The following is an 11,754-nucleotide window of genomic DNA, read 5'->3' on the forward strand; positions in this document are numbered from 1 at the left end:
GAGGGATACAATAAAACCGTATCGTCTCTAACCAAGGTGGTGACAACTTTTTCAAAGTCGCCCTGATAAAGTTCAAGTAAAGAATTAACTAAGCGGCCATATTGTCGCTTAGCCCAATAAGACGCTGCTAATACATCACAAGCAACGCGCTTTCTAGATTTAGTTTTTGTTATTACAGGCTCAACGGTATTTGAGAGTAAAGAGGCGGCATAAGCATTTAATGCAACAAAGCCACCGACAGGGTTTAATAATATATCCGTGTCCCATTTCTTTAATTCAACCTCAGAGCGATACCACGAAAAATCCTCAGCCGTAATATTACGTTCTAATTTCTTGTTATAAACGCGCCAATATACGAGCGACTGACGAGAGCCAAAATTGCGCTCTTCACGAGAAAATATTTTATTGCCGTTTTCGTCCCAATCCCACTCATCGCCATTGGAGACTTTAGGACTGAAGCCACGAGAACGCTTAAAGCCACCGAGACGCGAAACGTTTTCCGCAGCCTCACAAGTATGTAAACCATCGTAATCATCAAAGGCTAAATCAATACGCGAGAGTTGCTTACAACATAAAACCGTTGAAATCCAATGATGCAAGAAACGACAAGAGCGATTAGCAAACAGATGCTTGCAGCCGTGGCCTGTAATCTGAAAATGCACAGTATCGCGATTTCCGCCGAATCCAACTTGGCCGCAATAGTCATCGCCATATTCGGAAGTTAAAACAAACGAATCCTCGTAGAACTGGAAGCCTTTACCACGTGGTGAGCCGTAGTTAAAACCAAGCACGTATTGAATAAAACGTCTTAACGTTTCTTGCAGGTAATCCATTGTCACTTCACGGAAGTAGCGGTTATAAGCCTCAATATCATCAATCGTTTTCGCATGATGTTGTGAGAACTTAGGAGCCTCAGGAAAGTGAATACCAGAGTAGGGCGCGTCTTTTTTGCAGTGGCGCAGGTCAGCCAATTTAACGGTAAAACAGAGGTAATCGATAATCACAGGTGATTGCTCGTAGTCCTCGATAAAGGTGTATTCGTTAACGGTATGGTTAACAAACTCAGGGCGTAGGCCGGATTTTTTAGGGCGATACACATAGTCAGATTGTACTTTGTGACCTTGTGACTTTTTCCCGAAGACCTGAACGTTGTCCATATTAAGCTGATAAAGCATACCTGAGCGGCAGTCAGGACAGCAGCAATTGACCGGAGATTCGTAGTTAGTACCACAGTCCATACAGGCGAATTTCATGATTCAATCCCCATGATAGCCAGACGCTCGGTCAGTGTGGTGTTTGTGATATCAACCAGCTTGTAGTACAAGCCTTGAGCGTTGAGATAGTTAACAAGGCCAGTGTAAGAGCTGAAATAATCCCATTCGCCGGAAATGTAGACAGATACGGAGTTGTCAGGCATTAAGTCGTAGTAGATTTTTTCAGCAGCCATGATACAAAACCCAAACGGTGGAAAATCGAATTGGGTGGATTATAGGCACAATTAATCGTGCTCGTTAAGCACGAAAAATCATGCTTATTAAGCTAAGATTGAAGTTACAGGAGGATTTGCCATGTATCAAAGTCAGCTGTTAGATGCCTATAAAAAGGCTAAAAACTACATACAAGACAAGCAGATTGCGCACGACTTGAACCTACCAAGGCAGAGAATCGGTGAAATGCGCAGAGGTGCACGCTATATATCTGATGAAGAAGCAGTTTTTTTAGCGGAACAAGCAGGAATAGACCCAGAGCTGGCATTGCTCGGATGTCATGCAGACAGGAACGAAAACCCAAGAATAAAACAGCTATGGGAACACATAGCAAAAAAGCACAACGGGCTAGGATTAAGAACAATATCAATGGGTTGCGGAGCATTGGCGTTAGCGATTAGCACGCCTAAAGAAGCAGTATTACAGTGCGCATTATGTATCTTATGTTAAATTGATTGGTTTACTTCCTAGGTTCATGAGTAACCATAAATCAATAAGTTACCTTCTCTCACTTTCACTTTATAGTTATTAATACGTTAATTTCCGGCTAGTTTAACTCTGAAACCTTTCTTTTCTAAATAAGCTTTAATTTTGTCTCGAGCATCACCCTGGATCTCTATTTCACCATCTTTTACTGAGCCACCACACCCACAACTTTTCTTGATTTCTGCCGCGAATAGCTTTAGTGCAGTATCATCTAAATCCAAGCCGGTCACGATACTCACGCCTTTCCCTTTTCGCCCTTTTGTTTGACGATGGATTCTAACCACTCCATCTCCTTTAGGGCGTTCTATAACTTCAGGCTCAGCTTTGATACGGCCTAAATCCGTAGAATATACAAGTGTCATAAATCATTTACTTCTTTAATTGTTCTGCTTTCTGTTTTGCAAGCAAATAAGCTTCGATATGTTTTTGAATAGCCACTTTTGAACCTTTGATTAAGCGACCATTGAAAAAGCAATACCACCCATTGAGCTCACCTGTATCATTCTTCAGTGTAAAGCCGCCAAATTGCTCTTGTTTACCATTTGGAGCTTCTCTCTTCTTACCTACCGCACTGAACTCTCTAGGATCAATGATAGAGGCAGTATCACACCACCAGTCTATGCTTTTTTTAACTGCCGCAAGGTTACCAGTCAAAACATGGTTTTTGATCTTAACTTGCCATATATCTGTAGAGTTAGGCGCAGATGTAAGGGTAAATCCTCGATACGTCGCTATAGCCATATGTTATTGGTCTTTTTAATTATAGGTTAGTTAAATAATAATTGTATCTTCACCGTTATCAAGTATATTTATCGATAAACCATATTGTTATAGTGTATCAAGATGAAAAAAAACATCCCTCTCATCACAGATCCTATGATTTTAAAACAAAAGGTTACCGAATTTTCCGACACAGTTTGCTTTGAACAATTTCAACATTTGACACATTGGCAATATTCGAAGAACTCCGCTTTGGCCATGACTAAAGATTGGAATCATTTTGTTACATTTTGCAAAATAAGATGTGTTACTCCTCTTCCTGGCTCAACAACAGCTGTTAGGCAATTTATCGAAACGGAAGCTCGTGTGAGAAAATACACGACTATCAGGCGTTACATGGTCACCATTGGTATCATCCATCACCTACTTTCGATGAAAGACCCCACGCAAAACCGACTCACTCAACTTTCTTTGTTTCGTCTTAAAGGAGAGAAAGGTGATGATGCTAAGCAAGCGACACCGTTAACGAAAAAACATTTATTAGCACTAGATATACAACTTATTCATTCACCTAACAAAAAGGATATCCGCGATCTTGCAATCTATTATGTGATGTTTGAGTGTGCTTTGAAACGAAGTGAGCTTAAAAAACTAAGTACAGGACAAGTCTTAACTGTGGATGGGCAAATGAAGATCATCGTGGGAAATGTCGATTATTATCTTTCTGAATCGGCCTCTCTTGCACTTAAAAAGTGGCTACAATTACTCAATAAAGAGTCGAACATTGTGTTTTGTTCAATCGATCGCCATGGCAATATTTCAAATAGATCTTTAAATGATGCATCTATTTTCCGTATCTTACGTCATGCAGGGCAACGTTTAGGCATATTTGAATTGAGGTTTTCAGGCCAATCAACCCGTGTTGGTGCGGCCCAAGAACTGGCTAAACAAGGTTATAAAACTCAAGATATTCAGCAATTTGGACGATGGTTAAGCCCTGCAATGCCAGCTCAATACATTGGTAAACTCGACATTGCAGAAAGTGAACAGATGAAATTTAAGGTCATTAAACCTTTTGATTGAGTGACGTTGTCACGCAATTGGCTAGAAATTCATGAAACCTATGCCCATTATGCTCTAACATTTTAGGAAACATTGAAATGGGAGTCATGCCAGGGAAGGTGTTAACTTCATTAAGATAAATGTTTCCCTCTGGGGTTAAAAAGAAATCAATACGTGCAAGGTGCCTAAGCTTCATGTGGGTAAAAACCCTAGCAGCACAATCACTTATCATTTCTAATTGATCTCTGGTTAAATTCTGAGCTTGTACTTCAGTCATCGAATGGCTAGCCGCACTGTATTTTTCTTCATAAGTATAAAATGCGTCTTCTGGTGCGATGATCTCACCCGGCTTAGAAAGATATAAAACACCATCAAGCTGATAAGCGGCAACTTCTAATTCCCTAGGTTTCACTGCTTTTTCAACCAGAACTTGTTCCGAGTAGCTAAAAGCCGCATCGATTGCGCTGTTGAGCTGGGAAACCTCGGTGACTTTGTAACAACCAACAGATGAACCTTGCCTCGCCGCTTTAATAAACACACTTCCCCATTTTTCCAGAGCTTGCTTACACTGCTGATGCGCTTGTGCATTATTTTCTGAAAGAAAAAGATAAGGTGTATTAGGAATACCCAGCGCATCGTACCAAAGCTTAGATGTAATTTTATTAAAGCTGTTAGCACTGGCTTCTGGACCACAACCTAAATATGGGATGCCAGCCAGCTCGAGCATCGATTGAATGTCGCCCGTTTCCCCTGGATAACCATGAATGCAAGGAACCACAAAATCGATATTGACGGCGACACCATTGGTATTCAATGTTGCAGCATTCGTATCTAAGAAACTCAGATCGCCCTTTTCACTGTACCAACCATCGGGTCGCATTTCGACGCGAATAACTTGAAAACCTTCTGTTTTTTCAAGTTGTGCTTGTAAATAGTTGGCTGACACAAGTGAAACTTCATGTTCTGACGAACCGCCACCACATAATAATAGAATTGTTGTTTGAGTCATTAAAATCTGTCCATGCTGCTGACGAATAAACTATAAAGCATGATAATCAATTCAGTGTGAAGTTACACGGTTTTAGCCAAGGAAAACCTTTTTACTGTTGTAACAGGCTAAGTTATAAGCAATAAAGGGGCATAAGCCCCTTTGATCATTTATTCGCGATAAAATCCAGAATCAGTTCAACTTATTGAGTGTCGGAAATTCCGAATTTTTGATGGTATCAATACTTTTGGCAAAAGGTTTCATTGCTTGAAACTCGGTTGGCAGTGTTTTAATTGCTTCAACAGCATCGGCTCGAGTTGCGTAGTCACCATAAAGTACGGTGTACCACTTGGTTCCATTCACTACTTTATAATTTTCCCAAATAGGTTGGCCGTCAGAATTGGGCAGTTTACTGGCAAACTGATCAACTTTATTCTGTGATCCAACAGCAACGACCTGAATGGTGTAGCCAAAACGCGGATTCATTGCCGTCTGTTTAGCTGTCGGTGGAATGAGCGCTACTGCGGCTTTGCTTTGAGGGCTCATCTTAACGACTTTTTTCTCTGTATCGTTAGGAGACATCTTCACCACATTCGTTTCGACATTGCTCTCAGAAATTCCAGTAGCCATGCCTTCTTGAGCGACTACTGGTTGCTGAACCGGAGCAACTTTGTACTCTTCACGATGGCTTTCAGAGGTGACATCGGTAATGTATGTATCAGATGCACAGGCAGCCAGAAGCACTGATAAACCGACAATTGTGATTTTTTTCATGAATTGTTCAACGCCTTAAGTAGAAATTACTATAAATCATGCCGATAGCGACGCTCAGAATCAAGCTCGCTTTGTGATTATATACCCTTGTACTGTGATTTATGGCACAAAGTCGCAGTTGTTTCACGACGTAATGATCACAATCAAACCAATATAGTGAACAAGGATAGCATTTGTTCGCTAAGCTAACGGTAATTTGTGAGTGAAAGGTTCATCAACATGAACAATTTAAATCCATTCCTGAAACCAAAATCGATCGCGGTTGTTGGTGCATCAGTACGCTCGCTTCGTGCTGGCAATATCGTGATGAAGAACCTACTTCAAGGAGGCTTCGATGGTGCGATTATGCCTGTCACGCCTTATTATCCATCCGTCTGTGGCGTATTGGCCTACAAAAGTATCGCATCTCTGCCTATCGTCCCTGATATTGCGATTTTATGCACGCACGCAACACGCAACGTCACCTTATTTAAGCAATTGGCAGATAAAGGCATCAGCTCCGTCATCGTACTTTCATCTGATATGTATACTGAAGATGCTCAAGGAGTCGAAATCCAAGCCCAATGTTCTAGCATTGCAAAATCGGTAGGAATGCGCATTTTGGGCCCCAATAGCTTAGGGCTGATCCTACCTTGGTTAAATTTCAACGCTTCGTTTTCTCCTGTCACAGCCTTAAAAGGTAACATTGCCTTTATTTCACAATCTGCAGCGGTTTGTACCACGATTTTAGATTGGGCAAATGACAAAGAGATCGGATTTTCAGCATTTATTTCTCTTGGTAATGCCAGCGACATCGATTTCTCTGACTTGCTTGATTGCCTGAGCACGGATAGACACACCCAAGCCATTTTGCTTTATGTTGATACGATTAAGGATGCTCGCCGTTTTATGTCGGCAGCGCGTGCCGCGTCACGTAACCGGCGAATCTTAGTATTAAAAGGAGGAAGAACGCTTGCTGGACGTAAAGCGGCGCAAGCACATACTGGTGGAGACAATACACTCGACATTATTTATGACTCCGCAATTCAACGCACGGGTATGTTACGGGTGAATAATACCCATGAACTCTTTGCCGCTGTTGAGACACTCACTCACTCCGTTCCATTACGAGGTGAACGTCTTGCTATTATTACCAATGGTGGCGGGCCAGCTATTATGGCCGTCGATACCTTGTTAGATCGAGGCGGAAAACTTGCCGATCTTGAAGAGTCTACTTATCAAAAACTAAATCAGTGCCTGCCTAAAAGTTGGTCTCACAGTAATCCGGTCGATATGGTGGGTGATGCGGATCATACTCGCTACGTTAATACACTAAATGTGCTGCTAGATAGTGATAAAACCGATGCCATTCTCATTATGCACAGCCCATCTGCGATTGCGCAGTCTGAACAAACCGCTCAAGCGGTGGTCGATGCCATTAAAGCGCACCCTCGCCATAAACGTTTTAACATCCTAACCAATTGGTCAGGAGAACTTACCGCGCGCCCGGCTAGACAAATATTTACCCAAGCGGGCATCCCAACCTATCGAACGCCAGAAAGTGCAGTGGTGGCATTCATGCACTTAGTCGAGTACCGTCGAAATCAAAAACAACTAATGGAAACGCCGACGACCGCAGAACCCGTCCATGTATCAGAAATACACAGCGCGCAGCAATGGATAGCGGAGCAACTAGGCATACACCCTACCCGTCACCTTGATACACACCAAATAGGTAAGTTATTTAAATATTTTAATTTTAATGTATTACCAACTTGGATAGCTTCTGATGCCAGTGAAGCGGTACATATTGCCGAGCAAATTGGTTACCCAGTCGTGGTGAAATTGCGTTCGCCCGATATTGCGCATAAATCAGATGTGCAAGGCGTGATGCTCAATCTACGCAACTGCCACGAAGTGGCAAGCGCAGCGCAAGCGATATTGGATCGCACGCAGATCTCGTATCCTTCCGCTAATATTCATGGATTATTGGTTCAGGCAATGGCAAAGCTCGCTGGCGGCGAAGAGCTCAGGATCAAAGTGATTACTGATACAACCTTTGGCCCGGTCATTTTACTGGGACAAGGTGGTTCAGAATGGGATGAATCAATCGATGCCGCCGCCGCACTACCCCCACTGAATATGACGCTCGCTCGTTATCTGATTGTCAGAGCAATACGCAGCGGGAAAATTCGGCTGCAAAAACTACCAGAGCCAATGAATATTGATGGGTTATCTGAGTTTTTAGTTCGTATCTCGCAGATGATTATTGAATGTCCACAAATAGATGAATTAGATATTCACCCGGTTTTAGCCAATGGCAATCAATTCACCATATTGGATGCCAACTTAGTCCTAAAAGATTACCAAGGCGACGGACAAAGTAGATTAGCTATCCGCCCCTATCCAAGTGAGTTTGAAGAAAATGTGATCCTAAAGGACAACTCGGCCATTACCTTACGCCCAATCTTGCCGGAGGATGAGCCGTATCATGCAGAGTTTATCCGTAACGTATCAAAAGAAGATTTGTACAAACGCTTTTTTTCGGATGTCGGCGAGTTTAACCATGAAGCCTTAGCCAATTTCACTCAAATTGACTATGACCGAGAGATGGCTTTTGTCGCAGTGGATCATACCAATGATCAAGAGAGTATTATTGGCGTTTCACGGGCACTAATTAACCCTGAGAATAGCGATGCTGAGTTCGCCATCTTGATCCGTTCTGATTTAAAAGGAAAAGGTTTGGGTAAAATCTTGCTGCAAAAAATCATCGACTATTGTCGCTTGAAAGGAACCTTACAAATTTCCGGCATGACCATGCCAACCAATCGAGGCATGTTGACTCTAGCGCAAAAATTAGGTTTTGAGATTGAAGTGCATTTCGAAGATGGGACGGCAGATATGGTTTTGATCTTAAATAAACCAGAATAAAGCCGTAGCGATCAGATTTGATCACTGCGATCCGCCCAAAATTTTAACTTAGCACCCAGTTTTTCTTGAGGTATTGCACACACCACGACTTTGCTTCGCCCATTTTATTACGCCGCCATGCCATAATGATCTGCATCGATTTATCTTCAGATCCGCTGATTGCTTTCAGTTTACCTGAGGCGATCAGTGGCTCTGCTATCTGTTTCGGTAATGTGCCAATACCTAACCCTTCCACTAACGCGGCACATTTTGCGCTGAAATTAGTTACCGTCAGACGCGGTTGTTTTTGCAAAATATTCACGCTCATTGCAGGCTGGTCACGCGCGGTATCGGCAATCGCAATCACTCGATACTTTTGCCTTGCTTCTTCATCAAATGCACCGCTTCGTTTGTGCACGTAATGCGAGCTGGCCGCTACCCAAACCATTGACATAGTTCCTATGGTTTCTGCTTTTACATCTTGTGGTAACGTATCGATACGTGGGCAAATCAGCAAATCGGCTCGATCGGTTGAAAGTGACTCCCAACACCCCGCTAAAATTTCTTCTTGAAGACGGATTCGTGTTTTACTGACATTACCTAACGCTTCAACCATTGGGAAAAAATTATGAATAGGGATAATACCGTCAAATGCGACCGTCAAATCCAGTTCCCAACCATTCGCTAACAAGGTTGCGTCATTCACCAATTTTTCTGTCGCCGATAAAATGGCTCTACCCCGCTCAAGAATGAGCAAGCCGGCTTCAGTAAACGTCGCTTTATGCCCTGAACGGTCAAAAATAGTGATATCTAAATCTTGTTCCAATTTTTGGATCTGATAACTCAGCGATGATGGTGCACGGCTTAGCTCATTTGCCGCCGCAGCAAAGCTGCCTCGTCTATCAATCGCATCTAAAATATGAAGCGCTTCTAAGGTAATTGGACTTTGCAAAATGGACATCCTTTGGTGAAATTGCAGTGAGTATGCAATAACGAGTATGCCTTATTTATCATCGTTGTGGTATCTCTGACGGGATGGAAAATAGACGAGGAGAACTGGTTTGGAACCAAAAATCGTAGAAATAACAAAGCCAGTTTAATACTGGCTTTGAGACACATTCATTTAAAAAGGGGTAGAAAAGTTATCAATGTGTGAGTCTATTTCTTATTTTCTGACATCTCTTTCTTAACCATGACCGCTGCAGCCACGATAAAAACGATGATTAATCCAAGCTCCATGTAAAACCTCGATAAGTGTGTAAAATTAAAGGCTAAAATATAAACAACGCGATTCTAGCAGACTGGAAAAATATAGACAGCTTTTAACGTATTGCTAACGTTTTTAGCGACTCAGTTCAAAAAGAGCGTGAATACAGAAAATGGTAATTTTCATCACATCCGTAACTCTAGATTGTTATATTCTCTTCCTACTTGAAGCTACAGCGGTGTTTAACAACGCACCGCCGAACTCAAAAACCCACTGTAAACACTTGCACTAAAGCCGCCACGCGTTGGCAGTCCCTCTTGAATGCTTGAATGCTTGAATGCTTGAATATGTATATGTGTTTCAGATGCCACAACCCATTTTTATTTCGACCGACCTAATTGACCGTTCTGAACTAGATGTTACGTGCAATGGCCACTAGCTCGTCTCGGCAAATTTGCAACCAATATTTGAGAGTCTCTTGCAGCATTCTTACCTGATCACCGATGCGGTTGACTTCTTTCAGCTCCTCGTCGGTGAGAGGTCGAGAAGGTAAATTCTCTGATAATGCAGTGAAGTAGTCTACCTGCATTCCACTAGAAGAATGGAAATTCATACCAAAACCGATAACTGGATTCTCACTAGGATCGAAGTAATAGTTCCACATAGCAAGATCCTCGTTAATGTATTCAATGGTATTTTTACCGTACTTTTCGTTCATAAAGGTATCAATATCAGACAGGCTACCAGTAAGAAACATATTATATTCGTCGCTGGAGATTTCCACAGATGAATCAGTCAGCACACTAGAGAGTAATGCCATACGCATAATTGGAGAGACATCGCCTATGCCATTAGTCCAGTTAGAATACCATTCACTAGCAGTACCCCAATTATTCTGAAATTGCGTTACTAAAGCCCCGGGGCAACCAGAATTATTTTTCATAGAATCAGTAATTGTATAAGCAAAACTGTCCTTGGGTGCCTGGGCATGAATTTTGTTAAAAAGTCCAGGAAGGTCAGCAACAAATTCATATTGATCATAGTTTTCATGAGAACCATGCATCCCTGAACCACCACATTCCATAAAACGTTGAAGGGCATCTTTTTCATCCGCAGTTAAATTGTAATCGTCAATGTGGATCAATACATCCATAAGCACTAGTTGAAAAGCGTCTTCTAACGCATACCCTGTTAATGGTGATGTTTTTGATATGTCTTCCCACATCGCTTCCATGGAATCTACAAATACACCTAAGCCCATAGCTTGCTGCTGTATCGCTTCAAGTTGAGCACTACATGCTTCGATACCAGCTGTAGTGGTCAACTAAAATTGGCCACGGTTTTAGAGTTTTCCCAATATAATCGTTCTGATTCATTGGGAGTTAGACCACCGTTATACTGATGTGGCCTGAGTTGGCAGTAATATCCGATAATGTAGCGGGTGATCTCTTGTTGAGCCTCAGCGAAGCTACGATAGCCCACAGTTGGCACCCATTCCGTCTTCAGACTTCTAAAGAAGCGCTCTATCGGCGCATTATCCCAACAGTTTCCTCGGCGAGATAAACTCTGTTTTATTTGAAAGCGCCACAGTAATTGACGGTATTTACGGCTAGTATAATGACTGCCTTGATCGCTATGGAACATGACACCTTTTGGCTTTCCGCGAGATTCATAGGCCATAGACAGCGCTTTACCTGTCAACCGACTATCAGGCGACAAAGACATTGACCAACCGATCACTTTGCGGGCAAAAAGATCGATAACGACCGCTAAATACATCCACCGATTACCTGTCCAAATATACGTAACATCGCCAGCCCAGACTTCATTTGGAGCCGCAACAGCAAATTGACGACTTAAGTGATTTGGAACGTCAATATGTTCTTGTGAAGCCTTTCTGTAACGATGCTTTGGTTCTTGGCAGCTCACTAAACCAAGAGTTCTCATTAGCTTTGTTGCTCGGTATCGGCTCAGCTTTACACCCTGATTTGTGACTATATCTGCAATGGTTCTCGCTCCCGCAGAGCCATTGCTTGCGGCGTAAGCCTCGCTAATCAAGCTGCGCAGCTTTATTGTTTCCGCATTAATTAACGCTGGGCGTTTAAGCCAATAGTTATAACTACTTCGATGAACATTGAAGA

Annotated in this window: 12 protein-coding genes; 3 read left to right on the plus strand and 9 right to left on the minus strand. The window is 42.4% G+C overall.

Going from position 1 to position 11,754, the window contains the following annotated elements:
- Both AACQ17_RS00980 and AACQ17_RS00985 read right to left on the minus strand, forming a co-directional pair.
- Positions 1–1,253, minus strand: a 1,253-nt coding sequence (locus AACQ17_RS00980) for a replication initiation factor domain-containing protein (protein WP_240507710.1), incomplete at its 3' end; no start/stop codon positions are given.
- A complete protein-coding gene (locus tag AACQ17_RS00985) occupies positions 1,250–1,447 on the minus strand; it encodes a hypothetical protein (protein ID WP_094146970.1) in 198 nt (65 codons plus the stop codon). The genes AACQ17_RS00985 and AACQ17_RS00980, both read right to left, overlap by 4 nt.
- A 121-nt stretch (positions 1,448–1,568) precedes the next feature.
- Between AACQ17_RS00985 and AACQ17_RS00990 the strand changes: the two genes are divergently transcribed.
- Complete coding sequence (locus AACQ17_RS00990) at positions 1,569–1,937, plus strand: DUF3693 domain-containing protein (RefSeq protein WP_094146971.1); 369 nt, start codon at positions 1,569–1,571, stop codon at positions 1,935–1,937.
- A gap of 86 nt (positions 1,938–2,023) precedes the next feature.
- On the opposite strand, the gene yciH is transcribed toward AACQ17_RS00990, so the two are convergent.
- Positions 2,024–2,335 (minus strand): stress response translation initiation inhibitor YciH, encoded by a 312-nt coding sequence (gene yciH, locus AACQ17_RS00995; protein WP_094146972.1) that lies wholly within the window; start codon positions 2,333–2,335, stop codon positions 2,024–2,026.
- 7 nt (positions 2,336–2,342) lie between these two features.
- Positions 2,343–2,714 carry a DUF3319 domain-containing protein gene (locus tag AACQ17_RS01000; protein WP_013867787.1) on the minus strand — a complete coding sequence of 124 codons (372 nt, stop codon included), beginning with the start codon at positions 2,712–2,714 and terminating at the stop codon, positions 2,343–2,345.
- A 102-nt stretch (positions 2,715–2,816) separates the two neighbouring features.
- On the opposite strand from AACQ17_RS01000, the gene AACQ17_RS01005 reads away from it, so the two are divergent.
- The gene (locus AACQ17_RS01005; RefSeq protein WP_094167770.1) at positions 2,817–3,776 is read left to right on the plus strand and encodes a tyrosine-type recombinase/integrase; all 960 of its coding nucleotides are present in this window, start codon (positions 2,817–2,819) and stop codon (positions 3,774–3,776) included.
- Here AACQ17_RS01005 and AACQ17_RS01010 read toward each other — a convergent pair.
- Both AACQ17_RS01010 and AACQ17_RS01015 read right to left on the minus strand, forming a co-directional pair.
- On the minus strand, positions 3,760–4,764 hold the full coding sequence (locus tag AACQ17_RS01010) for a D-alanine--D-alanine ligase (protein WP_019281216.1): 1,005 nt from the start codon (positions 4,762–4,764) through the stop codon (positions 3,760–3,762). The genes AACQ17_RS01005 and AACQ17_RS01010 overlap by 17 nt on opposite strands.
- A gap of 171 nt (positions 4,765–4,935) precedes the next feature.
- On the minus strand, positions 4,936–5,517 hold the full coding sequence (locus tag AACQ17_RS01015; protein WP_013867790.1) for an SPOR domain-containing protein: 582 nt from the start codon (positions 5,515–5,517) through the stop codon (positions 4,936–4,938).
- Positions 5,518–5,736: 219 nt separating this feature from the next.
- Between AACQ17_RS01015 and AACQ17_RS01020 the strand changes: the two genes are divergently transcribed.
- The gene (locus AACQ17_RS01020; protein ID WP_094167771.1) at positions 5,737–8,427 is read left to right on the plus strand and encodes a bifunctional acetate--CoA ligase family protein/GNAT family N-acetyltransferase; all 2,691 of its coding nucleotides are present in this window, start codon (positions 5,737–5,739) and stop codon (positions 8,425–8,427) included.
- Between the two features lie 43 nt (positions 8,428–8,470).
- On the opposite strand, the gene AACQ17_RS01025 is transcribed toward AACQ17_RS01020, so the two are convergent.
- The 3 genes from AACQ17_RS01025 to AACQ17_RS01035 all read right to left on the minus strand — a co-directional run.
- On the minus strand, positions 8,471–9,358 hold the full coding sequence (locus AACQ17_RS01025) for a LysR family transcriptional regulator (protein ID WP_026028487.1): 888 nt from the start codon (positions 9,356–9,358) through the stop codon (positions 8,471–8,473).
- Between the two features lie 667 nt (positions 9,359–10,025).
- Entirely contained in the window at positions 10,026–10,937 is a 912-nt protein-coding gene (locus AACQ17_RS01030; protein ID WP_240507711.1) for a hypothetical protein, read from the minus strand.
- Positions 10,934–11,754 (minus strand): IS3-like element ISVch4 family transposase (locus tag AACQ17_RS01035; RefSeq protein WP_094167772.1); only part of this gene is annotated, 821 nt, incomplete at its 5' end. The genes AACQ17_RS01030 and AACQ17_RS01035, both read right to left, overlap by 4 nt.

The organism is Vibrio sp. V10_P2A27P122 (assembly GCF_963874335.1).
GTDB classification, from domain to species: Bacteria; Pseudomonadota; Gammaproteobacteria; order Enterobacterales; family Vibrionaceae; genus Vibrio; species Vibrio anguillarum.